This window comes from Amycolatopsis sp. NPDC114504 (assembly GCF_055633595.1).
The window spans coordinates 276521-302068 of the sequence record NZ_JBVKDU010000003.1 but is presented as its reverse complement, the minus strand read 5'-3'; the positions used below and the strand labels follow the sequence as shown (position 1 = coordinate 302068).

25 protein-coding genes are annotated in these 25548 nt (G+C 71.9%); 5 read left to right on the top strand and 20 right to left on the bottom strand.

Features of this window, described 5'->3' with window-relative positions:
* Nucleotides 1–23: 23 nt before the first annotated feature.
* The 5 genes from infA to ACZ7PG_RS22765 form a co-directional block, all read right to left on the bottom strand.
* Complete coding sequence (infA, locus tag ACZ7PG_RS22785; protein WP_284743821.1) at nt 24–245, bottom strand: translation initiation factor IF-1; 222 nt, start codon at nt 243–245, stop codon at nt 24–26.
* Nucleotides 238–1017, bottom strand: a complete 780-nt coding sequence (locus ACZ7PG_RS22780) for a GNAT family N-acetyltransferase (protein ID WP_470241099.1) — start codon at nt 1015–1017, stop codon at nt 238–240. Before ACZ7PG_RS22780 ends, infA begins: the two co-directional genes overlap by 8 nt.
* Before the next feature lie 175 nt (nt 1018–1192).
* Nucleotides 1193–1813 carry a TMEM175 family protein gene (locus tag ACZ7PG_RS22775; protein WP_470241098.1) on the bottom strand — a complete coding sequence of 207 codons (621 nt, stop codon included), beginning with the start codon at nt 1811–1813 and terminating at the stop codon, nt 1193–1195.
* Nucleotides 1814–1828: 15 nt separating this feature from the next.
* Nucleotides 1829–3331: a phosphodiester glycosidase family protein gene (locus ACZ7PG_RS22770; protein ID WP_470241097.1), complete on the bottom strand. Its 1503-nt coding sequence runs from the start codon at nt 3329–3331 to the stop codon at nt 1829–1831.
* A gap of 58 nt (nt 3332–3389) precedes the next feature.
* The gene (locus ACZ7PG_RS22765; protein ID WP_470241096.1) at nt 3390–5372 is read right to left on the bottom strand and encodes an APC family permease; all 1983 of its coding nucleotides are present in this window, start codon (nt 5370–5372) and stop codon (nt 3390–3392) included.
* A gap of 522 nt (nt 5373–5894) precedes the next feature.
* Between ACZ7PG_RS22765 and ACZ7PG_RS22760 the strand changes: the two genes are divergently transcribed.
* A complete protein-coding gene (locus ACZ7PG_RS22760; protein ID WP_470241095.1) occupies nt 5895–6263 on the top strand; it encodes an STAS domain-containing protein in 369 nt (122 codons plus the stop codon).
* Nucleotides 6264–6435: 172 nt separating this feature from the next.
* Here ACZ7PG_RS22760 and ACZ7PG_RS22755 read toward each other — a convergent pair whose 3' ends face one another.
* Nucleotides 6436–7023: a TetR/AcrR family transcriptional regulator gene (locus ACZ7PG_RS22755; RefSeq protein WP_470241094.1), complete on the bottom strand. Its 588-nt coding sequence runs from the start codon at nt 7021–7023 to the stop codon at nt 6436–6438.
* 130 nt (nt 7024–7153) lie between these two features.
* Between ACZ7PG_RS22755 and ACZ7PG_RS22750 the strand changes: the two genes are divergently transcribed.
* Nucleotides 7154–8050 carry an SDR family oxidoreductase gene (locus ACZ7PG_RS22750; protein ID WP_470241093.1) on the top strand — a complete coding sequence of 299 codons (897 nt, stop codon included), beginning with the start codon at nt 7154–7156 and terminating at the stop codon, nt 8048–8050.
* Here ACZ7PG_RS22750 and ACZ7PG_RS22745 read toward each other — a convergent pair.
* The 8 genes from ACZ7PG_RS22745 to ACZ7PG_RS22710 all read right to left on the bottom strand — a co-directional run bounded on the left by ACZ7PG_RS22745 (nt 8044) and on the right by ACZ7PG_RS22710 (nt 15006).
* Nucleotides 8044–9717: an alpha/beta fold hydrolase gene (locus ACZ7PG_RS22745; protein WP_470241092.1), complete on the bottom strand. Its 1674-nt coding sequence runs from the start codon at nt 9715–9717 to the stop codon at nt 8044–8046. The two genes, ACZ7PG_RS22750 and ACZ7PG_RS22745, sit on opposite strands and share 7 nt — an antisense overlap.
* A 111-nt stretch (nt 9718–9828) precedes the next feature.
* On the bottom strand, nt 9829–9987 hold the full coding sequence (locus tag ACZ7PG_RS22740) for a hypothetical protein (protein WP_470241091.1): 159 nt from the start codon (nt 9985–9987) through the stop codon (nt 9829–9831).
* A gap of 39 nt (nt 9988–10026) precedes the next feature.
* On the bottom strand, nt 10027–11151 hold the full coding sequence (locus ACZ7PG_RS22735; RefSeq protein ID WP_470241090.1) for a serine hydrolase domain-containing protein: 1125 nt from the start codon (nt 11149–11151) through the stop codon (nt 10027–10029).
* A gap of 112 nt (nt 11152–11263) precedes the next feature.
* Nucleotides 11264–12196, bottom strand: coding sequence for a PDR/VanB family oxidoreductase (locus ACZ7PG_RS22730; protein ID WP_470241089.1), 933 nt, complete (start codon nt 12194–12196; stop codon nt 11264–11266).
* Complete coding sequence (locus tag ACZ7PG_RS22725; protein WP_470241088.1) at nt 12193–12354, bottom strand: hypothetical protein; 162 nt, start codon at nt 12352–12354, stop codon at nt 12193–12195. The genes ACZ7PG_RS22730 and ACZ7PG_RS22725 overlap by 4 nt, the downstream gene beginning before the upstream one ends.
* Entirely contained in the window at nt 12351–13382 is a 1032-nt protein-coding gene (locus ACZ7PG_RS22720; protein ID WP_470241087.1) for a Rieske 2Fe-2S domain-containing protein, read from the bottom strand. The genes ACZ7PG_RS22725 and ACZ7PG_RS22720 overlap by 4 nt, the downstream gene beginning before the upstream one ends.
* 84 nt (nt 13383–13466) lie before the next feature.
* A complete protein-coding gene (locus ACZ7PG_RS22715; RefSeq protein ID WP_470241086.1) occupies nt 13467–14225 on the bottom strand; it encodes an IclR family transcriptional regulator in 759 nt (252 codons plus the stop codon).
* Nucleotides 14226–14340: 115 nt separating this feature from the next.
* Nucleotides 14341–15006 (bottom strand): DUF4097 family beta strand repeat-containing protein, encoded by a 666-nt coding sequence (locus ACZ7PG_RS22710; RefSeq protein ID WP_470241085.1) that lies wholly within the window; start codon nt 15004–15006, stop codon nt 14341–14343.
* A gap of 264 nt (nt 15007–15270) precedes the next feature.
* On the opposite strand from ACZ7PG_RS22710, the gene ACZ7PG_RS22705 reads away from it, so the two are divergent.
* Nucleotides 15271–16317 carry a DUF2235 domain-containing protein gene (locus ACZ7PG_RS22705; RefSeq protein ID WP_470241084.1) on the top strand — a complete coding sequence of 349 codons (1047 nt, stop codon included), beginning with the start codon at nt 15271–15273 and terminating at the stop codon, nt 16315–16317.
* Nucleotides 16318–16321: 4 nt separating this feature from the next.
* Here ACZ7PG_RS22705 and ACZ7PG_RS22700 read toward each other — a convergent pair whose 3' ends face one another.
* Nucleotides 16322–17209 (bottom strand): LysR family transcriptional regulator, encoded by an 888-nt coding sequence (locus ACZ7PG_RS22700; RefSeq protein ID WP_470241083.1) that lies wholly within the window; start codon nt 17207–17209, stop codon nt 16322–16324.
* A gap of 105 nt (nt 17210–17314) precedes the next feature.
* Here ACZ7PG_RS22700 and ACZ7PG_RS22695 point away from each other — a divergent pair, with 105 nt between their 5' ends.
* Nucleotides 17315–17947: a dihydrofolate reductase family protein gene (locus ACZ7PG_RS22695; protein WP_470241082.1), complete on the top strand. Its 633-nt coding sequence runs from the start codon at nt 17315–17317 to the stop codon at nt 17945–17947.
* Nucleotides 17948–18057: 110 nt separating this feature from the next.
* Here ACZ7PG_RS22695 and ACZ7PG_RS22690 read toward each other — a convergent pair whose 3' ends face one another.
* Nucleotides 18058–18897 carry an alpha/beta fold hydrolase gene (locus ACZ7PG_RS22690; RefSeq protein ID WP_470241081.1) on the bottom strand — a complete coding sequence of 280 codons (840 nt, stop codon included), beginning with the start codon at nt 18895–18897 and terminating at the stop codon, nt 18058–18060.
* Between the two features lie 100 nt (nt 18898–18997).
* Between ACZ7PG_RS22690 and ACZ7PG_RS22685 the strand changes: the two genes are divergently transcribed.
* Nucleotides 18998–19378 carry a winged helix-turn-helix transcriptional regulator gene (locus ACZ7PG_RS22685; protein ID WP_470241080.1) on the top strand — a complete coding sequence of 127 codons (381 nt, stop codon included), beginning with the start codon at nt 18998–19000 and terminating at the stop codon, nt 19376–19378.
* 9 nt (nt 19379–19387) lie between these two features.
* Here ACZ7PG_RS22685 and ACZ7PG_RS22680 read toward each other — a convergent pair whose 3' ends face one another.
* Genes ACZ7PG_RS22680 through ACZ7PG_RS22665 form a run of 4 tightly spaced genes read right to left on the bottom strand, consistent with a single transcriptional unit; the run spans nt 19388 to nt 25390 of the window.
* Complete coding sequence (locus ACZ7PG_RS22680; RefSeq protein ID WP_470241079.1) at nt 19388–20803, bottom strand: APC family permease; 1416 nt, start codon at nt 20801–20803, stop codon at nt 19388–19390.
* 26 nt (nt 20804–20829) lie between these two features.
* The gene (locus ACZ7PG_RS22675; RefSeq protein WP_470241078.1) at nt 20830–22398 is read right to left on the bottom strand and encodes an amidohydrolase; all 1569 of its coding nucleotides are present in this window, start codon (nt 22396–22398) and stop codon (nt 20830–20832) included.
* Nucleotides 22395–24356 carry a primary-amine oxidase gene (locus ACZ7PG_RS22670; RefSeq protein WP_470241077.1) on the bottom strand — a complete coding sequence of 654 codons (1962 nt, stop codon included), beginning with the start codon at nt 24354–24356 and terminating at the stop codon, nt 22395–22397. Before ACZ7PG_RS22670 ends, ACZ7PG_RS22675 begins: the two co-directional genes overlap by 4 nt.
* Nucleotides 24357–24400: 44 nt before the next feature.
* Nucleotides 24401–25390, bottom strand: coding sequence for an IS481 family transposase (locus ACZ7PG_RS22665; protein WP_470241076.1), 990 nt, complete (start codon nt 25388–25390; stop codon nt 24401–24403).
* Between the last annotated feature and the right edge of the window lie 158 nt (nt 25391–25548).

Sequence of the window (25548 nt, the reverse complement as noted above, 5' to 3'; positions counted from 1 at the left end):
TCTCACTCACGACCCTTCGGGGACTAGTTGCGGTAGCGGAAGAGGATCCGGCCGCGGCTCAGGTCGTACGGGCTCAGCTCCACCAGCACCCGGTCGTACGGCAGGATCTTGATGTAGTTCTTCCGGATCTTCCCGCTGATGTGCGCGAGGACCTGGTGCCCGTTCGGCAGCTCCACCTTGAACGTGGCGTTGCGCAGGCACTCGAGCACGGTGCCCTCGACTTCGATGCCGCCCTTGTCAGCCATGGCGCACCAGCTCCACGTTGCTGCCCGCGCGCCGGGCGCCGACGCTCTCGAACAGCGCCGTCGCCGCCGGGTTGGCTTCGTTCACTTCCGCCGTCGCCGTGGGGATTCCCGCGTCGTGCAGGGCGCCCAGCACCTGGGTCAGCAGTGCGCGGGCGACGCCGCGGCGACGGTGGTCCGCGCGGACCGCGATCAGGCCGATCCTGGGCAGGCGCGTCACCTGGACCACCCGGACCAGGCCGACGTACTCGCCGGCTTCGGCCGCGGCCGCGTACAGCGCCGGGTCCACGACGGTGTCCCCGTCCGGCCGCGGCAGCACCTCGGCCGGCATCTCCTGCCAGCCGACCGTCGCCTCGACCTCGGCGCGGACGACGCGGTCCAGCGCGCGCAGCGGGCCTTCCGAAGCCGAGCCGCGGGGCACGATCGTCACGCCCGGCGGGGGGAGCACCGGGACGGCGTCCGTGGGCACCGAGTACTCCCACTCGCGACGCCGGGTCGTGAAGCCGGCTCGTTCCCAGCCGGCCGTCAGTTCGACGTCGCTCTTGTCGACGATCGTGTGGAGCGGGGCCGGGAACTCGGCGAGCATCGCGTCGGCGAGCTGGTCGAAGACCGAGCGGTGCCAAGCGTCGATGCTGACGAAGATCCGCCCGTCGGGCCGCGTCGTGGCTTCGCCGCGGCCGATCACCCGGTCGTCCGCCAGCGCGTGCCAGAGCCGCTGCGCGACCCGCGTGATCACCACCGCGGGCGCGCCTGAAGTGAAATGGGAAGTTTCCATGGGTTCGTACCTCTCGGGAGTGCCTGAAGCGCTCCCGGCGACCCCTACGACAGTCGCCCGACCGTGACGACGAGGGGAGCACCCACCATCGAAACAGCGTTCATGGGGCTCACCTCCCGGCGTCGAGTCACGGTCAAGGGCACGATAGCGGCCCGTCGCCGCCGTGCCCACCGATTTACCGCGCGGCCCGGCGGCTCCGCAGCCAGAGGGCGATCCTCGCCGGGAACAGCAGCAACAGCAGCACGTAGTAGCCGATGCTCGGCTTGAACACCGCCACGACGACCGCGAGCGCGAACACGGCCGCGCTCAGCACGTGGTTCCAGAACGTCTCGTCGGACACCGGCTCGGCGTCCCCGCGGATCTGCGGGTCGTGGCGGATGATGAACACCATCGCGGTGTGGCACAGGCTGCTGGCCAGCAACGTCCCCAGGTAGAACAGCACGGTGAAGCGCTCGGACTGGTACGCGCCGATCAGCTCGGTGGGGAAGGGCAGCAGGGCGATCGTCAGCAGCCAGAGGAAGTTCACGCGCACGAGCGCGGTGCTGTACGACCGCACGTGCTCGAAGATGCGGTGGTGGACGGACCAGAAGCGCCCGATCACGAGAAAACTGAGTACGAAGCTGATGATCTTCGACCAGTTGCCGGTCACGGCCTCCATCGCGGGCTTGTGCTCGGCGACCAGCTCCGGCACCAGGTCCGTCAGCGGCAGGACCAGCAACGTCAGCGCGATCGCGACCACGGCGTCGGTGAAGAACACCAGCCGTTCGGATGATTTCTTCTGCTCCACGCGCACCATCAAACCATTCGATGATCAGCGTCGAGGCAGGACCAGCAGGGCGTCGCCGACCGGACGTTCTCCCGTCGCGTCCGAGGGGGAGCTGACCAGCTTGCCGTCGATGGCCATCGCCGTCGAGCCGCCGCCGTCGAGGTTGATCGCCGTCACCGCGCCCAGCCGTGCCATCAGCTTCGCGCCCTCGATCAGGGACAGGCCCTCGGCGAAGCCCGGCTGACGCCCGTCGGCCGTGACGATCAGCAGCCGTCCCTCGCGGTCGAGGCCGACCATCGTGCGCGGGTTGCGCTTGACGCCCCAGCCGTACACGAACGACGGGTCGCCCGGGTGCACGATGCCGTCCGCCGCCGCGTTCACCGCGATCCGGCCGCCGCGGACCAGCCACGGGCCGCCGTTGACGACGCCGGCCGGGTGGATCGGCCGGCCGGCCGCGGAGATCCGCGTCCCGACCGGCAGCTTCGCGCCCGGCCGCGCGTGGTCGCCCAGCCAGGTCGCCGCCGCGCCGATGCCCTGCACCGTGTGCCCGCCCGCCGGGACGTCGCCGCCCGCGGGACGCACCGCCGTGACGACGTCGTGGGAGTCCAGCACGGCTTCGACGCCGGTGCCGGCCGGGGTCGGCGTGCCGAGCTGCGGGGTGAAGAGGACCAGTTCGTCGGCGTGGGTGCAGGTCGTGTCGTGCAGCGGCCGGTCGGTCGGGACGTCGCCGGGCTCGCCGCAGTTGCGGATGAGGCCGGGCTTGCGGTTGACGCCGTTGACCTCGCGGCCGCCGACGGTGACCGTGGTCCGCGGAACGCCGATCGACGGCCGGTCGCCGAGCAGCAGCGCGGGTCGTCCGGTGGTGGCTTCGCTCTGCAGGAGGCCCTGGTAGACGCCGATGCCGGCCGGTTCGCCGGGGATGCCGTCGCGCGGGTCGATGACGAAGAAGCCGCCGTTGGTCCCGACGAGCGCCCCCGCGGCGGCCGAGAGCGCCGACGTCGTGCGCCGGCCCGACACCGACTCGCCGTGCGACGCGACGACGTCGCCGCGGAACCGCCGCGGATCGACGACGGCGACCCGGACGCGTTGCGGGCCTTGCGCTTCGGGACCGTCCTGGCCGGTCCATTCGACGGAGTTGGTGAAGCCGCCGGCGGCCATGGCGCTCGCGGTGGCGGCGGCCTGCGCGCGGTCGGCGAACGAGCCGACCCGCACCCGCCAGCCGAGCGCGCCACGCGGTGTGTCGGCGAACGCGGGCCAGTCGACCCGCTCGGCGCGGGCGGCGAAACCCTTGCCCCGCAAGGACGTCACGAGCGCGTCGGCGTGCTCCCGGCTCCCGAGCGCGGACGGCGGCGCGTCCGGATCGGGACTGGACCCACCGGGCACGAGCGTGGTGACGGTCCAGGTGCTGTGCCCGGTGCCTTCGCCGGTGACGGTGGTGGACACAGTCAGCCCCGGCGCGAGCACGTCGCCGGCGGCCGAGGCCGGCGTGCTCAGCGCCAGGGTGAGCACGGCGGACAGGGGCAGGGCGAGCAGCGCCGGAGTCTTCACGCGGAGCAACGTACCCAGCCGGGGTGACCGGCGCACGCGTTCCGGGTGAACTCCCGGTTCAGCCGCCGACGTGGATGCCCGGCCGGCGGGCCGGGTCCTTCTCCGCGGTGCGGATGATCTCCCGGACCACCGGGGCCGTGTCGCCGCGGCCGAGGATGAGGTAGCGGAACAGGTGCCCGAGCGGGTTTCCTTCGGCCCACTCGAAGTGGCACTGCGGCCGGACGCCCGTGACGTCGCGCAGGGCGAGCAGGATCGCCGCGATCGCGTTCGGCGCCGCGGGGCTGTCCGCACGGAGGATCCGGTAGCCGTCGATGTCCACACCGCGCACCTGGAGCACGTTGGCGAACTCCGACGGGTCCACGACGTCGATCTCCAGGAAGATCACGTCGGCGGCGCCGGGGACCGGGTTCATCGAGCGCTGCTCGGCTTCCTTGGCGGAGTACTCGGCCTCGTCGCCGCCCTGGCGCTTGTTGGCGATGATGTGCAGGTTGCCGTCGTGGGCCAGCGAATCGGTGATGAACCGGCGCGCTTCCTCGTCGAACTCGATGCGCTCGGCCCGCAGCTCCGTCGTGCGCGAAACCCGCGAAACCAGGGAGACGACGATGATCCCGAGGATGAACAGGCCCGAGATGGCGATGCCGTCCGGCTTTTCGATGACGTTCTCGACGAGCGCGTAGAGCAGCACCAGCGTCAGGACGATGAACCCGGCCGCCGCGCCGCGCTGCCCCCGCCGGATCGCCGAGATGCTCACCGCGACCGCGCCGGACACCATCATCGCGAGGATCCCGGTCGCGTAGGCGCCGGCCTGCGCGTTGACGTCGGCACCGAACGCGACGGTGATCAGGATGCTGATCACCGTGTAGACGATCACCACCGGCCGCACCGCGCGGCCCCACTCCGGCGCCATGCCGTAGGAGGGCAGGTACCGCGGGACGATGTTGATCAGCCCGGCCATCGCCGACGCGCCGGCGAACCACAGGATCAGGACGCTGCTGATGTCGTAGGCGGTGCCGAAGATCTCGCCCAGCTCGTGGTGGGCGAGGTAGGCCATGGCGCGGCCGTTGGCCTCGCCGCCCTCCTTGAACGCGTCCGCCGGGATCAGCACGGTCGTGATGAAGCTCGTCGCGATCAGGAACACCGACATGATCAGCGCGGCGACGGTCAGCAGCTTGCGGGTGTTGCGGACCCGCGACTCCATCTTTTCTTCGGCGGTCTTCCCCTCCGCGGCGACCAGCGGCATCATGCTGACCCCGGTTTCGAAGCCCGAGAGACCCAGCACCAGCAGCGGGAACGCGATCACGGCCGGCCCGATGACGCCGGTGAACCCGCCGCCGCCCGCGGTCAGCGCGTCGCTCCAGCGGGAGAGGTCGGCGGAGTTGCCGAGCATGTCGACGACGCCGACGACCGTGACGATGGCGTTGAGCAGCAGGAAGACCGCGACGAGCGGGATGGCGACGCCGACCGCCTCGCTGAAGCCCAGCAGGAACACCCCGCCGAGGATCAGCAGCAGCACGACGGTGATGAGCACGGCGTGGCCGTGCAGGAAGCCCGGCAGGTAGGGGTTTTCCAGCATGTGCACGGTCGCGTCCGCCGAGGACAGCGTGATCGTGATGATCCACGACGTCGCGACGAAGCCCAGCAGCGTGAGGACGAAGAGCTTCCCGCGCCAGAACGGCAGCAGGTCCTCCAGCATCGCCACCGAGCCTTGCCCGTGCGGGCTTTCGCGGGCGACGCGGCGGTACATCGGCAGCATGCCGAGCAGCGTCAGGGCGACGATCAGCAGCGTGGCGAGCGGCGAGAGCGCCCCGGCGGCGAGCGCGGCGATGCCGGGCAGGTAGGAGAGGGTGGAGAAGTAGTCGACGCCGGTCAGGCACATGACCTTCCACCAGGCCTGCGGCGTGCCGTGGTCCTCGCCGCCCTGCCGCCCGACGGGCGCGACCCGGTGCTCCAGCAGCCAGCGGGCCGGCCCGGAAGCCGGCGGCTTCGGCGGAACCGGGCTGTCGACGCTCGCCGGCACGGTCACCTCGGGTGAAGCACCCATCCTCGTCCCCTCATCGCTGGACACAGCGGGTCCAAGGATGCCCGACGCGGGTGGGGTGCGGTGGTGCAGGTGGCCGATCGCGGGTGGGGCGGGGTTTCGGGGAGGTGCCCGGCCTGCGGGGGCGCGCCTGGGCGTGGGTTTCCGGTGCGAGCGCGCGCCAGCAGCGGGGCGGGGCTCGCCGAGGGCGCCGCACGCGATCCTGGGTGGCCGGCCGGGCCCGGCGAGGACGGGCCGCCGGGCGACTGCTCCGCAGACGACGGCCGGCGGTGAGCGCGGGCCGGCGCCGCGCGGTGTCCGGAACGGACCCGCCCAGGAACAGGGGCGCGCCGCTGTGTCCGGCCGGTGCGCCGCGCGCAGTGCCTCCGGCGGCAGGGCGTGGCGATCCTCGTCGGCGCACGACGACCGCGCTGCTCGGTGAGCGTCGTGACTCCTTCCGGGGGTGGTCCGGCTGCGGTAACCCGGTGAATCGATGACAAACCGATGCGGGCGGCTTAAGGTCGGCACCGGCGGGAGGGAGATGCGGTGACCGGCGAGCGGACGCTGACGGTGCGGGTGCGCACCGTGCCCGAAGCCGTCGTCGTCGTGGCCGCCGGGGACCTGGACCTCGGGTCGGCGCCCGTGCTGCGGGAGCGGGCGCGGGCCGTGCTGGACGGTCGGCCGGACGCGCTCATCGTCGACCTGGACGCGATCGGGTTCTGCGGCTCGGCGGGTCTGCAGGTGCTGGCCGAGCTCGTCGCGGCGACGACCGACGGCGGCGTGCCGCTCGCGGTGGTCGCCGACCACTACCCGGTCGTGCGCGCGGTGCAGCTCAGCCGGCTGGACGAGGCGTTCACCCTGCACCCGACGGTCGACGCCGCCTGCGACTGGATCCGGCGGCGGCCGGGGCAGTGACCGTCTGCTCCACTGTGGACGGTCTCGGCCGGCACCGTCGAAGAACCAGGCGGGATCCTGCGCGGCCAGGGCGTGGACCCCGTGCGCTGGTACGGGGACTGGCTGTTCGCCGACTGGCTCGGCTTCGGCAGCGCCGAAGTGGACCCGGCCGACGCGACCCCAGCCGCGTCTTTCACCTCGTGGGGCGCAAGGCCTGAGTCGCCGTTTCCGCCAGCAGCAGCAGCTCGGCCAGCACGTCGGCCGCGATGTCAGCCAGTGACTTCTCCTCGCGCAGCCACCGCGTGAACGCGATCCCGAACACGGTCGCGCCCGACTCCGCCGCCAGCGTGGCCGCGAGCTCGTCGACGCCGCGGGCGCGCAGGGCGTCAGCGACTGTCGTCGCCAGGGTGGTCAGCTTGTGCTGCTCCCGTTCCTGCAGCGCGGGGTTCCGGTCGATGACGGACTGCCGCGTGCGGGAGTGCGCGCGGCGCTCGTCCGGGAAGAACGTCGCCGCCGACGCCAGCGCGGAGGCGACGACCTCGAGCGGCGACGCTTCCGGCGGAGCGGCGTCGATACCGTCGAGGAACGCCTGGACCAGCAGTTCCTGCCCCTGGAAGAGCACCTCGCGCTTGTCGCTGAAGTGCCGGAAGAAGGTGCGCTCGGTCAGGCCGACGGCCTGCGCGATCTCCGCGGCGGTCGTCTGCTCGTACCCGCGGGTCGCGAACAGTTCGAGCGCGGCCTTCTGCAGCCGCTCCGCGGTCCCGGGTTCCCAGCGCACCATGCTCCCGATTCTAGTGATGACAGCGGCTGACATAAAGGCGTAGGGTGCGTATGTCAGCGACTGACGTCGGTCGCTGACATCAGTCTAAGACGTCACAGGCACCACGTCAGTCACTGAAGGAGTTCACGCCATGCGCGTTTTCGTCACCGGAGCCTCCGGCTGGATCGGCACCGCCGTCGTCGGCGAGCTGCTCGCCGCGGGCCACGAGGTCAGCGGGCTGGCCCGGTCGGCCGCGTCCGCCGCGAAGCTCGAAGCGAAGGGCGTCCAGGTCCGGCGCGGCGACCTCGACGACCTCGACGGCATCCGCGCCGGCGCCGAGGCGGCCGAAGCGGTCATCCACCTGGCGAACAAGCACGACTTCGCCGACCAGGCCGCGTCGAACGCGGCCGAGCGAGCAGCCGTCCAAACGATCGGCGACGCGCTCGCGGGCAGCGGCCGCCCGTTCCTGCTTGCATCGGGGGTCGCCGGCCTGACGCGGGGCCGCCCGTCCACCGAAGCCGACGCGTCCCCGTTCCACGGCCCGGACTCGCCCCGCGGCGGCGCCGAGAACCTCGCGCTCGGGTTCGCCGAGCGCGGCGTGCACCCGGTGAGCCTGCGGTTCTCGCCGACCGTCCACGGCACCGGTGACCACGGGTTCATCGCGCACCTGTCGGCGATCGCCCGCGACAAGGGCGTGGCCGGCTACCCCGGCGACGGCACGAACCGCTGGGCGGCGGTGCACGTGAGCGACGCCGCCCGCATGGTCGTTCTCGGCCTGGAGAAGGCGCCCGCGGGCAGCCGCCTGCACGCGGTCGCGGAGGAAGGCGTGCCGACGCGCGAGATCGCGGAGGCGATCGGCCGCGCGTTCGACCTGCCGGTGGCGTCGATCGACGCGGCCGACGTCCCGGCGCACTTCGGCTGGATCGGCGGGTTCTTCGCGATGGACCTCGCGGCGACGAGCACCGCCACGCAGGAGCTGCTCGGGTGGACGCCGACCGGGAAGACGCTGATCGAGGACCTCGACACGGGCGTGTACTCGGGTCAGTAGTCCCGGTTCACGGCACTGATCCGGTCCTGGAGCTGGTGCCGCGCGGACGAAAGCGCGTCCCGCGGCGCCGGCTCCGGTTCCGGGGCCTGCTGCTCGGTCGCGTCGCCCGCCGGGCCGGTCACCGGGAAGACCCGCTTCTCCCCGGGCAGCGGGACCCCGGGGCAGATGGTGGCGGCCGGCCGGGCGGCGCCGAGGAAGTAGCCGCTCACCAGACCGTCCACACAGGAGTTCCCGCTGACCGCATATTGGCCGTGGAACGGCGAATCCGCCACCGAGACCATCGGGATCCCGGCCGACCGCGCCGCCGCCTCGGCCTGCTCGTAGCCGGTCTGCGGGTCGAACTCGCCCTGGACGACCAGCACGTTCTTCGCCGCTTCCGGAGACAGCTTCGGCAGCGGGTGCCGGGGGAGGTCGGACCAGTAGCCGCACGCCTCGCTGAGCCCGTACGCCCAGCCGAACAGCGGGTACTGCGGGCCCTGGAGGTCGCTGAGCAGCTTGTACCAGGTCGACGCCCGCGTCTGCTGGTCGCCGCATGCCACGGCCAGGCGGGTGCCGCCCACGTCGGCGTAGTCGGGCTCCGGCGGCGCCACGTCCGACGCGGTCAGCCGGGCCGCCGGACGCCCGAACGCCGAGCGCGCGACGCCGTCGAGGTCGGCGGGCTCGGGCGGGGCCGTGCCGTTCAGCGCCGCCAGGCCCTTGGTGAGGATCAGCGCGCCGACCAGCCACTGCTTCGTGCTGCCGTTGCCGACGAAGACGTGGTCGAAGACGTCCGGCGACACGCCCTCGTGGCGGAAGTACGCACGCACCCGCTCCCAGTTCTTCTTGACCTCCGCGGCGTTCTTGCCGAGCTGGTCCGGGTACCGCCGGGCCAGCCACGGCGCGTAGACGCGGTCGAACTGCCGCTGGTCGATCTTCGGGAACGCCTCGAAAGCGGCCTGGAGCCGCCCCTCGAAGTTGACGCTGGAGTCGAGGACGACCCGGCCGGCGTGCTCGGGGAACAGCGACGCGTACTTCGCGCCGAGCCAGGTGCCGTAGGAGTAGCCGAGGTAGTTCAGCTTCTCGTCGCCCAGCAGCGCGCGGATCAGGTCCATGTCGTGCGTGGTCTGCCAGGTGGTGACGAACGGCGCGAGCGCGTCGCTCTGACAGGCCTCGGCCACCGCCCGCGGCGTCCGCTGGTGCAGCGCGATGCTGGCGGCCGACCGGTCGCGCGCGTCGAGGTCATCGTCGGCCGGGATCCGGCCCAGCGGCACTCGGCAGACGAACCCCGCGTCGTCGGTGCCCTCCTGGCCGGTGCCGCGCGGATCCATCCCGACGAAGTCGAAGTGCTCGTTCACCGCCGGTTCCAGGCCGGCCAGCACGCCGGCGAGAGAGGTGCCCTGGCCGCCGGGCCCGCCCGGGTTCACCAGGATCGCGCCCCGCCGCTCGCCGGTCGCGGTGGCCCGGCTGATCGAGACCTTCAGGTCCTTCCCGGCGGCCGGCGCGGCCCAGTCCCGCGGGACGGTGATCCGCGCGCACTGAGCCTTGTCGCCCTTGAAGGGGCAAGCGCCCCAGGCGACCTTCTGGGTCAGGTAGGGCGCCAGTGGATCGGGCGTGGTCGCGGCGGCGGGCGCCGTCGCCGCCACCAGGACCGCGACGGCCAGCGCCAACCCCGCTCGCGACGTCCGCACCGCAGCTTCCTCCCCGACTCCCGGCAACCCCGCGATCACCCAAGCACGGCAGTGCGGTCGCGGGCAGCCCGAAGACCACCGTTCGCGCCGGGGATTCCCCCGATCCGGTGATCAGCTCGGCGGTTCGGCCTCGCCGGCGTCCTCTTGGACGTCCTGGTGTTCGGGCTGCTCCCGGTCGGCCTCGGGGATTTCGACGTCGAGGTCGACTTCCGGGACGCCGGGCGGGCGGGGGACGTCGGGGCTGATCGGTGCGTTCTCGGCTTCGGTCATGGGGAGTGGTTACCCGCGCGCCGGAGTCTCAAGCGCGGGTCACCGGCAGAAGGCCGTATCCACAGTGGACAGCACGGCGTTCGCCGCCTGCTGCGGGTCGCCGAACGTGCCCGGCAGCGCGGTCACCGCCAGCGCGACCGAACGGCCGTCTTCCGTGGCGCCGCCGCGGGTTTCGTAGCCCGGGATGTCGCCGCCGTGTCCCCAGTAGACGCCGCCGCAGCTCAGCGGGACGCGGAACAGGCCGAGGCCGTACTGCCACCCCGGGTACAGCGGCGCGTCGACGGTCTTGCGCATCTCGGCCAGCTGCGCGGGCGGCAGCAGCTTGCCGCCGAGCAGGGCCCGCGAGAGCTGTGCGAGGTCGCTCGGCGTGGAGATCAGCTGGCCGGCCGCCCCACCCCACGACGGATCCATCTCGGTCGCGTCGACGACCTGCGTGCCCGTGCTGTCCGCGATCGAGTAGCCGTGCGGGTGCGGTCCCTGGATGGTCTCGTCGCCCGGCTGCGGCCAGTACGTGTCGCGCAGACCCGCCTTCGCGATCACCCGCCGGGTGATCTGCTCCTGCACCGGACGCCCGGTCACGTGCTCGATCAGCAGGCCGGCCAGCAGGTAGTTGGTGTTGCTGTAGTCCCACTTCGTGCCGGGCGCGAACTTCGCCGGGTGCGCCAGCGCCGCGGCGAGCAGGTCGTGGGGCTGGAAGAACTTGTGCTGGATGTCTTCGAAGCTCTCGACGCCGAGGTATTCGGTGTAGTTCGGCAGCCCGCTGGTGTGCTGCAGCAGCTGCCGGACGGTGATCGCGTTCCCGTCGATGCCCTCGCCGCGCACCAGCCCGGGCAGGTACTTCTCGATCGGCGCGTCCAGCTCGACCTTGCCCTCGGCCACGAGCTGGAGGACGACGACCGCGGTGAAGGTCTTCGTGTTGCTGCCCGCCCGGACCCGGCCGTTGCGCGGGACCGGAGCCGGGCGGTCGAGCCGCGCGGACCCGGCGACCAGCGACGCGCCGTCGCCGTTCCGGCCCACCCAGGCCAGCGCGGCCGGGAACTTCTGCTGGCTGACCAGCGCGTCGAGGCTTTCCTGGACGGGCGACTTCGGGGTCGTGGCCGCCGCTGTCGTGGTCAGGCCGCCCAGCAGCCCCGCCACCGTCAAGATCACTGCACCCTTGCGCATCGGTTCTCCTTCATGTCCGGTTCGATACCGGAAATGCTGCTCGAATCCGACGCGAAGATCAGTAGCGCGGGCTACCGGATCCGGGGTGGTGCGGGCGCTACCTTCCGGAGGATCAGAGGTCCAGTACCAGCCGGGGTGAACACGAGCGGGACACGCAGATCATCATCACCTCGCCCTCCCGCCGTTCCGCCGGGGTCAGCACCGCGTCGCGGTGGTCCGGAGTGCCCTCCAGCACGCCGGTTTCGCACGTGCCGCACGTTCCTTCGCGGCACGAAGACAGCACCTGCGCGCCCGAGTCCTCGACCACCTCCAGGATCGACCGGTCCGCCGGGACCTCCAGAACGCGCCCCGAGGCCGCGAGCTCGACCTCGAACGCGGTGTTCGCGAAGTCGTCCGCCACCGGTGTGAACCGCTCGACGCGCAACGCGCCCTCCGGCCAGCCGGCGCAGTGCTGCTCCACCGCCGCCAGCAGTGGTTCTGGGCCGCAGCAGTACACCGCCGTGTCCGGTTGCGGCTCCGCCAGCAGCCCGGGTAGGTCGAGGAGCCCGTGCTCGTCCTGCGGGTGGATCGTCACGCGGCCCTCGTGCCGGCGCAGGTCGGCCGTGAAGGCCATCGACGAGCGCGTCCGGCCGCCGTAGACGAGCTGCCACTCGCGGCCCGCCTCCGCTACCCGCTCGATCATCGGCAGGATCGGCGTGATGCCGATGCCGCCGGCGACGAACAGGTAGCGCTTCGCGTCGACCAGCGTGAAGTGGTTGCGGGGTCCGTCCAGGGAAACGCGGTGCCCGGCCGCGAGTTCGTCGTGCACGAACGCCGACCCGCCGCGGCCGCCCGGCTCGCGGAGGACGGCCACCTGGTACGCCGAGGTGTCCCCGGGCCGGCCGCACAACGAATACTGCCGGACGACGTCGCCGGACAGCCGGAGATCGACGTGCGCTCCCGGTTCCCAGGCTGGGAGCGGGTGCCCGGCCGGCTCCCGGAGCGTCAGCCGGACGACGCCATCGGCGATCTCCTCCTTGTGCGCCACCAGCAGTTCGAGTGTCATTCGTGCCCCTCGGGGTGGGCGAGGAGCCAGTCCCACAGGGCGACCGGGTCGTCGAACTCGCGCTCGGCCGCGCAGTGGCAGACCGCGCGCAGCCGGTCGGTGCCCAGCACCCAGTGGATGCGGTAGACGCGGTCGCCGGTGAGCATCGGCCGCGTCACGACGTGACCAGCCGCTGCAGCAGCCGGCGCGCCGCGAGGCCGCCGGTGTCGATGTTGATCGACAGCTCCTGGTAGCCGTCCGGTTCGGCGGCGAGCACCCGCTCGAGGACGTCGAGCGCTTCGACGTCCTGCAGGACGACCGTGCGGTTGTTCTCCGCGAGGAAGGCCGACACGCCTTCGTCGTCGAGCGCGAAGTCCCTTGCCACCGCCCAGAAGTCGTGCGTCGAGTGCTCGGTTTCGGGCGTGATCGCGTAGACGACTTCGACGTGGAAGGCGTCCGGGTCACTGCCATCCGGGTTCGGTACCGAGCCGACCGGCGCGATGCGGCTGTGCAGCTTGTAGAGGCACGGCGGCGAGTACTCGATGTCCTGCCAGCGCGCGATCCGGCCCTGCAGGCCGGTGGACTTGGCGTAGAAGGGCGGGCACGCCGCGTCGGCCATTTGGCGGGACACGTAGACGATCCCGGCCTCGTCGTCGACCTCGGTCGTGATCGGTGTTTCGGCAACCTCCGGCGTACCGATGTAACCGCCGTGCAGGTACGTCTCGTGCGAGAGGTCCAGCAGGTTGTCGACCAGCAGCGAGTAACGCGCCTGCAGCGGTTCCATTCCGGCGACCGTCGTGTACCCGGGGGAGTCGAGGTAAGGCGCCCGCGGGATCTTCGTGACGTCCGCCTTCTCCGGGTCGCCGATGAACACCCAGACGAAGGAATCCTGCTCCGCCAACGGATAACTCCGCAGCCGCGCCGTCCGCGGCACCCGGGTCTGGCCCGGCACGGACACGCACTTGCCGTCGACGCCGTAGGTGAAACCGTGGTAGCCGCAGACGACGTGGTCGTCGACGAGCCGGGACGGCGCCTGCGACAGCGGGAACCGGCGGTGCACGCAGCGGTCGGCCATCGCGGTGACGCCGCCGTCGCGCTTCCGCCAGAACAGGATCGGCTCCCCGCAGATGGTGCGGCTGAACAGGTCCTGGCCGATCTCCGAGCCGTACGCGGCGACGTACCACTGGTCGCGGGGGATGGCGCTCATGGGCTTCGTCCTCTCGTGGCGGGGCTCCCAGCGTGCGGGAACTCCCCGGCGCCCACGAAGGGCCTTTCCATAAGATGGAAAGCTTCAGCCGAGCGCGCGCGAGATCGCGCGGGCGCTGGTCATGACCAGCGGGGCCAGCTCGTGCGGCGACGCGCTGCCGTACCGCACGACCAGCGACACGGCGGCGACGACCTGCCCGCGCGCGTCGTGGATCGGCGCGCCCACCGAAAGGCTGTCGAGGGTCACCTGGCGCTCGCTGGTGGAGAAACCGTGGGTGCGCACGTCGGCCAGCAGGTGCCGCAGGCGGTCCGGATCGGTGACGGTCTCGGGGGTGTACCGCTCGATCGGGCTGCGCAGGACGTCTTCCTGCACGTCGGCGGGAGCGTGGGCGAGCAGGACGAGCCCGACCCCGGTCGCGGTGAGCGCGAACCGCCCGCCGACGCGGGTGAGCACCGGAACGGCTCCGGTCCCGGCGATCCGCTCGATGTAGACGACTTCGGTGCCTTCGCGGACGGCGAGCTGCACGTTCTCGCGGGTGATCTGGGAGAGGTCTTCGAGGAACGGCAGCGCGCGTTCACGCAGCCCCAGCCCCCGCGGGGCGAGCGACCCGAGCTCCCACAGCCGCAGCCCGACCCGGTAGACGCCGGATTCGTCCCGTTCGAGCGCGCCCCACTCGCAGAACTCCCGCAGGACGCGGTGCGCGGTGGCGGCGGGTATCCCGGCCCGGCGCGCGATCTCGCCGAGCCGCAGGGCGGGGTGGTCCGGGGTGAAGGCCCCGAGCACCCGCAGGGCCCGCCCGAGAACGGGCCCGGTGGATCCCGGAGCACGACCTCGACGCGGCACGGCCACCGAGCCTAGTGGACGGAGCCGGCCGCCCGGGTGGGCTGGAGGGCGCCTTCGCGGTGAAGGTGCCCTCCAGCCGTCACGTGCCCCCGAGGTCTTGCCCGGCACCGGCCGGTCAGAGGCCGCGGGCGACGATGTCGCCCTGGCTGGTGGTGGCGCGGATGGCGAGTCCGGGGGTGCCGTCGTTCTTGAGGGTGTTGTCGATGCGGCCGTAGGACGTGCCGGCGTCCAGCGACGCCGAGACGCCCGGGGCGGCGCCGATGGTGATGGAACCGGACTGGGCGGTCAGCGTGACCAGGCCGGCCGCCGCTTCGCCGATGCGGATGTCGCCGCGGGCGGTGGTGATCTCGGCCGGTCCGGCCAGGCGGCCGATCTCGACGTCGCCGTCGGTGGCGGTGAGGTGGACGCTCGCGGCTTCGTCGAGCTTGATGTGGCGGTACGCGCCGGTGAAGGTGACCTCGCCGAGGCGGCCGGTGCCGTCGAGCTCGCTGGCGGCGGTGGTGGCTTCCACGCGGGAGTCCGCGGGCAGCTCGACGGTGACCTCGATGGATCCCGAGGGGCCGAAGTACTGGTTCCGGCCCTGCGGGGTGTGGACGCGCAGGACGCCGTCGGCGTAGCTGACGGTGGTCTGCTCGGCCGCCTTGACGTCGCGGTTCTTGGCCGGGTCGGCCGGCCGGACCTCGACGGTGGTGTCGGCGCGGTCGGTGGCGGCGAGCCGGATGCGGCCGGCGGCGAGGTCGAAGGCGGCGGTGATCGGGAAGGCGGTGGCGAAGGTCTGCATCGGGTGCTCCTGGAGTTGTGGCCCCCCGTGGTGGGGACGAGAACCACCGTCGCGGATCTTGCTGACACCCGGCGGCCACCGCACTGACACGGCGGCTGACACGGTGGCTTCGGTCGCGCTCGCGCGCTCGATCTGGCTGACCGTCCACGGCCGAGTTTCGCCGGACGATCACCGGAACCGGGCCGACCCGGAAAGCTCCACCCCGGCGTAACGGGCGACCGTCCGGACGCGACTCACGCGTGTCCGGCGGGCCGGGAGGGCACGATGAAGAAACGACTGGTGATCTGCTGCGACGGGACCTGGAACTCCCTCAAGCAGCCGGCCCGGACGAATGTCGCGCGGGTGTGGAAGGCCGTGTCCGGCGAGTCCGCGGCCGGCACGCGCCAGCTGACCTGCTACATCGAGGGGGTCGGCGCCAACCTGCCCCTGGTCGGGCACCTGGCCGGCGGGGCGTTCGGCTGGGGCCTCTCGGCCAACGTGCGGGAGGCCTACCGGTTCGTCGTCGAGAACTACGCGCCCGGGGACGAGCTGTTCTTCTTCGGGTTCAGCCGCGGCGCCTACACCGCGCGCAGCACCGTGGGCCTCATCCGCAACTGCGGTGTCCTGCGCGCCGAGCACGCCGGCCTGATCGGGCAGGCGTACCGGCTCTACCGCGACCGCGACGTCGCGACCGGGCCGGACAGTCCCGCGGCGGCCCGGTTCCGCGACGAGCACGCCCAGGAGAACGTGACCCCCATCCGGTTCATCGGGGTGTGGGACACGGTCGGCGCGCTGGGCATCCCGCTGAGCGGCGGCCGGCTGCTCCACCGGTTCAACCGGCGCTGGCAGTTCCACGACATGACGCTGAGCTCGACCGTGCAGGCGGCCTTCCAGGCGCTGGCGGTGGACGAGCACCGGAAGTCCTACGTCCCGGCCGTCTGGCTGCCCTCGTTCAAACGGGCGGAGCAGAACCAGGAACGGGAGCAGGTCTGGTTCGCCGGCGCGCATTCCGACGTCGGCGGCGGGTACCAGGAGCACGACCTGTCGGACCTCGCCCTGCGGTGGCTGGCGGACCGGGCCGAGCGGTGCGGTCTCGAGTTCGGCCAGGGTGCGCTCGGGGACCTGGCCGAGGCGGACCCGGCCGGGGAGCTGCACAACTCCCTCAACGCGTTCTTCCGGCTGTTCGGCTCGGCCGACCGCCCGATCGGCGCGGCGGACGGGCCGTCGGAGTCACTGGCGTCCAGCGCCCGCGACCGGCACCAGTCGATGGCGTACTCGCCCGCGAACCTCGTGACCTACCTCGAAGGCAGCCCCAAGATCACCACGGTCTGAGCTTTCAGGATCCTCCCGGCACCGACGCCGCGGCTTCGGCCAACGCGGCGAGGAGGGCGGTGGTGGCGGGCGGATCGGGAGGTTCGCCGTAGGTCGCCGCGTAGATGTGCTGACGCGACCCGGGCAGCTCGCTCGCCTCGATCCCGTCGACGCGGTGGGCGCGCAGCGCCAGCCCCGGACTGGTCGTCACGCCCAGCCCGGCGACGACCAGTGCCTGCATGACGACCATGTCGTCGGAGGTGTAGCCGATCCGCGGTTCGAAACCCTGCTCGGCGCACATCGAGAGCAGGTGGACGCGGCACCGGTCGCAACCGGCGATCCAGGTGGCGTCGCGCAGGGTGGACAGCGTCTGCCCGGGGCGGGTCGACAGCAGGTACAGCGGGTCGTCGAGCAGGTGGTGCAGGCGGACGTCCGGCGGTTCGGGCTCGGTGTCGTCGTAGCGGAAGATGATCGCGACGTCGATCCTGCCGGTGCGCAGCAGTTCCAGCGCTTCGGGCGGTTCCGTGTCGGTGAGGCCGATCTCCAGCCCGGGGTGCGCGTCCGTCAGCGCGGTCACCGCCCGCGGGATGAGCGAGCCGATCACGGACGAGAAGCTGGCCACGCGCACGCGCACGCGTCCGGCGCTCAGGCCGACGTGGGCGGACAGTTCGGCGTCGGCGGCGTCGATCCGCCCGAGGATCTCGGCCGCCCGGGACGCCAGCAGCTGCCCGGCCGGGGTGAGCCGGACGCCGCGCCCGGCGCGTTGCAGCAGCTGGGCACCGGTCTCGGCTTCGAGCCGGGCGAGGTGGTGGCTGACGGTCGGCTGCGTGTAGTGCAGCTCCTTCGCCGCCGCGGTGACCGAGCCGAACTGCGCGAGCGCATCGATGACGCGCAGTCTGGTGACGTCCAGCATGCATCGACTTTATCTATGGAAAGGCATGAACATCGCCATTGGACGGACGAGCGGATTCCCTGCACGATCGACGGCACCGACACCGCCACGCAAGGAGCAGCGACCATGTCCCTCGTCCGCGTCCACAGCTTTTCCCTTTCCCTCGACGGTTTCGGCACCGGCGAGGGCCAGACCGCCGACGCCCACTTCGGGCACGCCGGGGACCGGCTGCACGAGTGGATGTTCACGACCCGGTGGTGGCACCCCGGCGGCAGCGGCGGCGTCGACGACACCTTCATCCGGCAGCACGACCCGGGGATCGGCGCCGAGATCATGGGCGCCGGGAAGTTCGGCCACCCCGGCTGGCACGAGGACCCGGACTGGAAGGGGCCGTGGGGCCCGAACCCGCCGTTCCACACGCCGGTCTTCGTGCTCACCCACCACGTGCGCCCGCCGATCGAGATGGAGGGCGGCACGACGTTCCACTTCCTCGACGCGTCCCCCACCGAAGCGCTCGACGTGGCCCGCGAAGCGGCGCAGGGCAAGGACGTCCGCTTGGGCGGCGGCGCGACGACGATCCGCGAGTTCCTCGCGGCCGGGCTCGTCGACCACCTGCACGTCGTGATCGTCCCGATCGTGCTCGGGCGCGGGGTGCGCCTGTGGGACGACCTGGAGGGCCTGGAGAAGGACTACCAGGTCGAGGCGACGTCGTCCCCGAGCGGCGTCACGCACGTGACGTTCACCCGCACCACCGGTTGACCGGAGGATCAGCGCACCGCGGCGAGACAGCCGGCCGGGGGCCCGGCTGTCCGTCATCCGGCTCCGCTCGTCGAGGGCCGTCACCGCCCAGTCGGCTCGAGCGCATCCGCTCACCGGCCGGCGGATACGCGTGAACCACCGGACTTCAGCAGTGGAACCAGGGCGTCCGGGCGGTCCAGCGGGATGATGTGACCGCAGTCCTCGAGGACGTGGCACTCGAGGACGTCGGCCACCGGGCGCAGCTGGCGGGCGAGGGTGTCGCCCACCGGGTGGGCGCCGATCGCCACCGTGGGCACCGTGAGCCGGGCCGTCGCGACCGCCTCCGCGATCTGCCGCGCGCTCTCGGGCATGGCCCGGTAGTGGGCGAACGCGCCGCGCAGCGCGTCGCGGCCGGTGTAGGCGGCGATGAAGTGGTCCCGGAGCTCGGCCGGCACGCCCCGGCGGGTGCCGGTGTCGAGGAACCAACCGATGTACTCGGCTTCGTGCCCGGTGAGGACCGTCTCGGCGAGGCCGGGGACGGCGTGGAACCCGAACCACCACGGCGGCCCGCCGGCGAGGAAGTCCTCGGCGCCGGGGAGGCGGCCGAGCAAGGACTCCATGAGGACGAGCCGGTGGACGCGCTCGGGCCGCGTCAGGCCGAGGAGGAAGGCGGGCGGGGCGCCCGCGTCGATGCCGGCGACCGTCGCCGCCGGTTCGCCGAGGGCGTCGAGGAGGGCTTCGGCGTCGGCGGCGAGGGTGCCGGCGTCGTACCCGCCGCCGGCGCGGGTGGTCGCGCCGAGGCCGCGCAGGTCGGGGGCGATGACGCGGTGGTGCGGGGTCAGGTGCGGGATGGCCGCGCTCCAGACGCGCCAGGTGTGCGGGAAGCCGTGCAGCAGCAGGAGCGCGGGGCCTTGGCCGCCGACGGCGACGTTGACCTCGATGCCGTTCGCGGTGATCCGGTGTTCGCGCACGATGCCTCCCGGGGGCGGTTACCATTGGTTAGTGGCTAACGGTAGGTAACGACCGAGGCCCGGCCAAGACGGCACTTCCCCGACAGGTGGTGAGCTCCAGGTGACCCCCTCACCGAAGGGCGCGCGCGGCGACCTCTTCGACCCCGCGTGCCCGACCCGGAAGCTGCTGGACCGGATCGGCACCAAGTGGACGTCGATGGCGGTCAAGGTGCTGGCCGAGGCCGGCCCGGCCGAGGTGCGGTTCGCGGACCTGCAACGGCGGATGCCGGGGGTGTCGCAGAAGATGCTGTCCGTGACGCTGCGGAGCCTCACCCACGACGGCCTGGTGGCGCGCCGGGTCGAGCCGACGGTGCCGCCGAAGGTCCACTACCGCCTCACCGACCTGGGGCGCTCGCTCGAGGTTCCGCTGGCCGCCCTGCGGAACTGGGCCGAGGAGAACATGCCGGTGATCGACCGGGCCAACGCCGCCGCCCGGGACTGACGGACGCCTTCACCGGCTCGCGCGGGTGAACCGGGCCACCACGAGGCCCGCGGCGAAGAACAGCACCACGAGCGCCAGCAGGATCGCCGCCAGCGTCGCCGAGCCGCTGATCAACGTCGTGAAGTTCACCAGCACCAGTACCGTCACCCCGACGATCCCCGCCAGGCCGAGCGCGGGCGCGACGCGCGTGTGCCAGAGCCGCGGGTCGACCCGGTTCCGGGCGAAGAACACGATGATCGCGACGCCCGTGAGCACCATCAGCGCCAGGATGCTGACCGTCGCCAGCCCGGACATCCAGGTGAACAGGTTCAGCACCGGGTCGCTGCCCGCGAGGACGAACACCGCCAGGATCACGGCCGCCGACGCCGACTGCGTGAGCGAGCCGATGTGCGGCGAGCCGTGCCGTCGATGCGTGCGGGCCAGCGCCTCCGGGCCGGCGCCCTGGCGGCCGAGGGCGTAGAGGTAGCGCGCGATCGCGTTGTGGAACGCCAGCAGCGCGGCGAAGAGGCTCGTCAGCAGCAGGACGTTCATGATGTCGGCGTACGTGCTGCCCAGGTACTGGGCGGCCGCGCTGAAGACGAGACCCGCGGTGTCGCCGCCGGCCGCCGCTTCCACCTTCGACGGCCCGTAGGCGATGACCATCGTCCAGCTGCAGACCGCGTAGAACACGCCGATCAGCAGGACGGCGATGTAGGTCGCCTTCGGGATGGTGCGTTTCGGGGACCGCGCTTCCTCGCCGTAGATCGCGGTCGCCTCGAACCCGATGAACGACGCGACGGCGAACATGATCGCGATCCCCGGGGCGCCGTGGAAGAAGCCCGACGGGCTGAACGAGCCGGCCGAATACCCCTCCGGGCCGCCCTGGACGAGGATCGTCACGGCGAGCACGGCCAGCACGCTCATCTCGAGCACCAGCATCACGCCGAGCACGTGGGCCCCGAGGTCGATGCTGCGGTAACCGAGCGGGGCCACGGTGAGCAGCAGCACCCCGGCGAGGACCCACCACGGGATCGACGGCCCGCCGTAGTGGGTGATGAGCCCCTGCAGGGTCGTCGCGGCCAGGCCGTAGATCCCGGCCTGGATGGCGGTGTAGGTCAGCAGCGCCAGCCCGGCCGCGCCGAGCCCGGTCGCCGGGCCCAGCCCGCGCGTGACGTAGGCGTAGAACGCGCCCGCGTCGACGACGTGGTGGCTCATGGTCGCGTAGCCGACGCTGAACAGCAGCAGCACGACCGCGACGACGACGTAGGCGAGCGGGACGCCCGGCCCGTTGCTGATCGCGAGCATGACCGGCAGCGCGCCGCCGATCGCGGTCAGCGGGGCGGCGGCCGCGACGACGAGGAAGACGATCCCGGCGATCCCGATGGAACCGCGCAGGGTGTGACCGGTGTCGGTGGAGGGGACGGGAGTGGTGCGCGGTTCGGCCATGGTCGGCTCCGAGGGAGACGGGGGCGTCAGGGATTCGACGGCTCGTGGTGGTGGACGAGCCGTCCGGCGAAGTACGTCCGCTCGACCACGGTGGCGTGGATGTCGCCGGGGTCGATCTCGAACAGGTTCCGGTCCAGTACGAGGAAGTCGGCCGCGTACCCGGGTGCCAGCCGGCCCGCGACGTCGTCGATCCCCATCGCCTTCGCCGGGTTGGTCGTGAAGGCGGCCAGCGCTTCCTCGACGGTGACGGCCTGACCGGGGTTGAGCGTGCCGGGGAACCGGCCGTCCGGGTTCGCGCGGGTGACCAGGGTTTCCACGCCGGTCCACGGGTCGGGCGTCGGCGCGGCGCACGGCCAGTCCGAACCGGCCGCGACGAGCGCGCCCGCGTCGACGAGGTCCCGCACCGGCCAGGACTCCTCGATCAGCTCCGGCTCGATCTGCGCGCCGATGCTGTCCTGGATGACGCTGGGGTACCAGATGTAGGGGGAGAGGTCGGCGACGACGTCCAGCGCGCCGAACCGGCCGATGTCGTCGCGGTGGACGAACTCCGCGTGGGCGATCTGCAGGCCGATGCCCGACCCCGCCCGCCGGATCCGTTCGGCCGCGTCTAGCACCAGCCGGACCGACGCGTCGCCGGTCGCGTGGAGCTTCGCGCCCAGCCCCAGTTCGGTGCACCGGGTCAGCTGCTCGACCAGCTCCGGCAGGGTCCAGTAGGCCTCGCCGCGGAACGGTTCTTCCCCGTGGTGACACCGATAAGGTGCCAGCAGCGTGGTGGTGCGGGTCATCGGGACGCCGTCGAGCACGATCTTGACGAAGTCGGGGCGCACCAGCTCCCCGCGCAGCTTTTCCAGCTGCGCGAAGAGATCCTCGCCGACGACGCCGTCTTCGAGGAACGGCCTCGCCGGTCCGGAGAGGACGACCCGGGCGTTGAGCTCGCCCGCCGCTTCGAGGTCGTGCAGGGCGGTCGCGGGCCCGAGCATCGTGGCCGCTTCCTGCGCGGAGGTGACGCCGTAGCCGTTGAGGACCTCGATCGCGCGGCGCACGGCGGTGGCGGTCCGGGCCGGGAGGTCGGTGATCGAGCGGGCGAAAGCGCTTTCGGCCTGGGCGGACGCCGCTTCGTGCAGCACACCGGTCAGCCGGCCTTCGGCGTCGCGGACGTACCGGCCGCCTTCCGGGTCCGGCGAATCGGCCCGGACGCCCATTGCCTCGAACGCTTTCGAGCTGACCCACCGGTTGTGCATGCTGTCGTCGCGCAGCAGCACCGGCCGGCCGCCGACGAGCCACGCGTCCGGAGCGAGCTTTTCCGCCCAGTCACGGACCTTCTCGAGGATCGTGGCCAGGTCGTCGGTCGGCAGCAACGGCAGTTCGAAGGCGGCCTGGCTGCCGCCGAGGTTGAGGTGGACGTGCCCGTCGATCAGGCCCGGCACCACCAGCGCGCCCCCGACGTCGTGAACGACCGTGTCCGGGCCGATGAACGCCTGGACGTCGGCGTCGCCGCCGACCGCGACGAGCACGGCCAGCGCTTCGGCCCACGGCCGCGCCGGGTCCTGCGTCCGAATCCGGCCGCCGGTGACGACGAGGTTCGCGGGGGTCATGCCTGGCCTCCCTCGTGGCGGCAGTGCGCGCTCGCCGACGGCGGCACGTCCAGCGTCGGGTTGCGGTCGAAGAACCCGACCGGCTTGAGGGTGAAGCCCGTGTAATCGACGGGCATGATCGGCCAGTCCTCGGGGCGCGGCACGTGGGTGAGGCCGAAGGTGTGCCAGACGACGACGTCCTCGCCGTCCAGCGAGCGGTCCTGGGCCGCGTAGGCCGGGAGCCCGGCCCCGCCGGCGTGCTGGTTGACGAAGTCGCCCGCCGAATACCGTTCGGCCGGGTCGTAGCGCGTCACCCACAGGTGTTTCGTGGCGAACCCGGCGCGCCGCGCGATGGACGACGCCGGGTCGGCCAGCAGGGTCGGCAGGCCTTCCGGGATCAGCGCGTAGCCGACCGGGCGGCCGAGGCGGTTCTCGCGGCCGGGGTTGACGATGTGCCAGGCCCGGTTGCGGCCGGGATCGGCGTCGCGCTGCGCTTCGGACTCCCTCTCGAGCACGGTCCGGCGCGTGGTGAAAGCGTTTCCCCGCGGGTTGTCCGGCCCGATCGGCACGCGTTCGACGTCGATCTCCTCGACGCGGTTGCGGACGCCGTCGACGGTCATGTCGAGCCGCGCGCTGAACAGGTGCTGGTGCAGCGGCGCGCCGAGCCCGGGCGCGATCTGCGACGCGTACGGGTAGTCGCCGCCGTCGTGGGCCGAGGTGAAGACGACGCCGGTCGCCTTGGTCTCGAACGCGATCGTGCCGTCCAGGGAGAAGTACCAGTAGAAGCCGTAGTCGTAGTTGCCGACCGTGGTGAAGAACGAGACGACCAGCCGGCGCTGCCGCCGCGTCTGGGCCGAGCCGGACCACAGATCCGTGTGCTTCCACAGGATCCCGAAGTCCTCTTCGTGGATGCAGATGGCGTTCGGGAGGGTCTTCGGTTCACCCCGTTCGTCCGCGATGACCGCGTCCAGGTAGGTGATCTCGCCGAGGCAGTCGCAGCCGAGCTCGAGCGCGTTCGCGTACCGGCCGACGAGGTACTCGCCGGTGTCGAAGTAGTTCTGCCACGACCGCACCGGCGCCGGGTCGGCGTAGGGCACGACCATCTCGGCGATGGACGCGCGGTGGACGATCGGGCGGACGCCAGTACCACCACCGCCTTCGTCGAAGCCGATCTGGTGCAGGACCAGGCCTTCCCGGGCATCGAACCCGACGCGCAGCGACCACTTCTCCCACGTGAGGAGGTTGCCGTCGAGGTGCAGGCTCGACCCTTCGGGCTGGGTGATCTCGATCGGTTTCTGCGTGGAGCGAAGGGGACCGCTCACCGCGGGGTCGTCGTAGTTGCCGGACTCGCGCGGCACCGGTACCGGACCGCTGTCGATGACCTGGTCGACGACCCGGTTCATCGTGTCGACGTAGGCGACGAGGCCGTCGATCGGGTGGGCCCACGCCGAGTCGGTTTCCTTCTCCTGCAGGAAAGCCAGGCCGCGCAGGATCCGCCGGCCGGACTCGCCCGGGTATTCGTCGGCGTAGACGCCGGCGGAAAGCGGGGCCACGCGGACATTCTCGACCGCCAGACCGCGGGCTTCGAGCGCGGCGAGCCAGCGTTCGTCGGTCGAGAGGACCTGCTCGACGAGCTCGAACTCCTCGTCCAGTACGGGAAGCTGGCCGCTGGTCGCGGTGTCGAGCTCGGTGGCGGAGACGACTTCGGCGGCGAGCACGTCGACGACGACGTCCCGCGACACCTGAGTCTCGAGGTCCAGCAGCAGCGCGCGGAACCGGCGGCCCGCGGTGCCGTCGAGCACTTCGGCTTTCGGCGGTTCTTCGAGGCCGGCGTAGACGAACCGGGTGCTTTCGGCGATCAGTCCGGCCTTCTCGGCGGTTTCGCGGACGGTCCGGATCTCTTCGGCCGTCACCGGGGCGAGCGGATGCTGAGGCATCGGCGTCCTCCTTGAGCGCGTGGCGGCAACTATACTGAGCACTTGTACAAAATAAAGAGGGCCGGAAGTCACGGCTGGGTCACGGCCTAGGTGTACTGACCCGTGAGGTTGGGGGCGCGGCTGGCGGGTGGTTTGCCGCCGAGTGCGGTGTGGCCGCGATGGTGATTGTAGGTGTGCAACCATCCCGGGTAGGCCTCGCGTCGCTCGCGGTCTGAGCGGTAAGGGCGCGCGTAGGCCCACTCCTCGAGCAGGGTGCGGTTGAACCGCTCCACCTTCCCGTTCGTCTGCGGCCGGTAGGGACGCGTGCGTTTGTGAGCGATGTGCGCGTCGCGCAGCGTGTCGCGCCAGAGATAGGACTTGTAACAGGACCCGTTGTCGGTCAGCACCCGCGCGACGGTGATCCCGGCAGCGGCGAAGAACGCCTGAGCTCGTGCCCAGAACGCGACCGCGGTTTCTTTGGTCTCATCCGGCAGGATCTCACTGTAGGCAAGCCGGGAATGATCATCCACCGCGTTGTGCAGGTAACTGGACCCGATCTTCGGTGTGCCGTGGCGGTAACGAGTTGCGGTGGTGGCTTTCTTGTTCTGCAGACCGACGGCCCGGCCGGTGACCCGGTGCCCGCCGCCGTCGGGGATGTTGCCCAGCTTCTTGATGTCCACGTGCACCAGGTCGCCGGGTGCGGGATGTTCATAGCGGCGGACCGGTCGGCCGGTGGCACGGTCGAGATGCGAAAGCCGGGAACAGCGATAACGGACCAGGACCCGGTGCACCGTGGAGGGATTGAGCCCGAGCAGGTAAGCGATCCGCGAGGGTCCCCACCGGCGAAGCACCCGGACCTTGACGATCCGCCGCTCCACTCTGCTGGGGAGGCGGTTCGGGCTGATGTGCGGCCGGCTGGAGTGGTCGCTCATCCCGGCTTCGCCGTGCTCGCGGTAGCGGCTGGCCCACCGCAGGGCGGTCGATACCGACACCTGGAACCGCTCCGCGGCACGCCGCAGCGGCCAGCCATCGTCGACGACACACCGGGCAAGCCGTGCCCGCCCGGCCGGGGTCAAGGGTGCGTTAGCGTGGGTCACGAGGGCCTCCGTTGCTCGGGGTAGATGTCGCAATCCACACCGAACCCGGAGGCCCTCCTCACGCCAAGATCATCCGATCACGTGTCGCCACGATCGCAACCTCCCCGGGCACTACACCTAGGCTGGCAGGACGTGCCGCCGTCGGAAAGAGAGCACCC

What these genes read in the sequence shown, in the direction of transcription:
- infA (WP_284743821.1), bottom strand. Translation starts at nt 245, where the DNA reads ATGGCTGACAAGGGCGGCATCGAAGTCGAGGGCACCGTGCTCGAGTGC.
- ACZ7PG_RS22780 (WP_470241099.1), bottom strand. Translation starts at nt 1,017, where the DNA reads ATGGAAACTTCCCATTTCACTTCAGGCGCGCCCGCGGTGGTGATCACG.
- ACZ7PG_RS22775 (WP_470241098.1), bottom strand. Translation starts at nt 1,813, where the DNA reads ATGGTGCGCGTGGAGCAGAAGAAATCATCCGAACGGCTGGTGTTCTTC.
- ACZ7PG_RS22765 (WP_470241096.1), bottom strand. Translation starts at nt 5,372, where the DNA reads ATGGGTGCTTCACCCGAGGTGACCGTGCCGGCGAGCGTCGACAGCCCG.
- ACZ7PG_RS22755 (WP_470241094.1), bottom strand. Translation starts at nt 7,023, where the DNA reads ATGGTGCGCTGGGAACCCGGGACCGCGGAGCGGCTGCAGAAGGCCGCG.
- ACZ7PG_RS22750 (WP_470241093.1), top strand. Translation starts at nt 7,154, where the DNA reads ATGCGCGTTTTCGTCACCGGAGCCTCCGGCTGGATCGGCACCGCCGTC.
- ACZ7PG_RS22740 (WP_470241091.1), bottom strand. Translation starts at nt 9,987, where the DNA reads ATGACCGAAGCCGAGAACGCACCGATCAGCCCCGACGTCCCCCGCCCG.
- ACZ7PG_RS22735 (WP_470241090.1), bottom strand. Translation starts at nt 11,151, where the DNA reads ATGCGCAAGGGTGCAGTGATCTTGACGGTGGCGGGGCTGCTGGGCGGC.
- ACZ7PG_RS22730 (WP_470241089.1), bottom strand. Translation starts at nt 12,196, where the DNA reads ATGACACTCGAACTGCTGGTGGCGCACAAGGAGGAGATCGCCGATGGC.
- ACZ7PG_RS22720 (WP_470241087.1), bottom strand. Translation starts at nt 13,382, where the DNA reads ATGAGCGCCATCCCCCGCGACCAGTGGTACGTCGCCGCGTACGGCTCG.
- ACZ7PG_RS22710 (WP_470241085.1), bottom strand. Translation starts at nt 15,006, where the DNA reads ATGCAGACCTTCGCCACCGCCTTCCCGATCACCGCCGCCTTCGACCTC.
- ACZ7PG_RS22705 (WP_470241084.1), top strand. Translation starts at nt 15,271, where the DNA reads ATGAAGAAACGACTGGTGATCTGCTGCGACGGGACCTGGAACTCCCTC.
- ACZ7PG_RS22700 (WP_470241083.1), bottom strand. Translation starts at nt 17,209, where the DNA reads ATGCTGGACGTCACCAGACTGCGCGTCATCGATGCGCTCGCGCAGTTC.
- ACZ7PG_RS22695 (WP_470241082.1), top strand. Translation starts at nt 17,315, where the DNA reads ATGTCCCTCGTCCGCGTCCACAGCTTTTCCCTTTCCCTCGACGGTTTC.
- ACZ7PG_RS22680 (WP_470241079.1), bottom strand. Translation starts at nt 20,803, where the DNA reads ATGGCCGAACCGCGCACCACTCCCGTCCCCTCCACCGACACCGGTCAC.
- ACZ7PG_RS22675 (WP_470241078.1), bottom strand. Translation starts at nt 22,398, where the DNA reads ATGACCCCCGCGAACCTCGTCGTCACCGGCGGCCGGATTCGGACGCAG.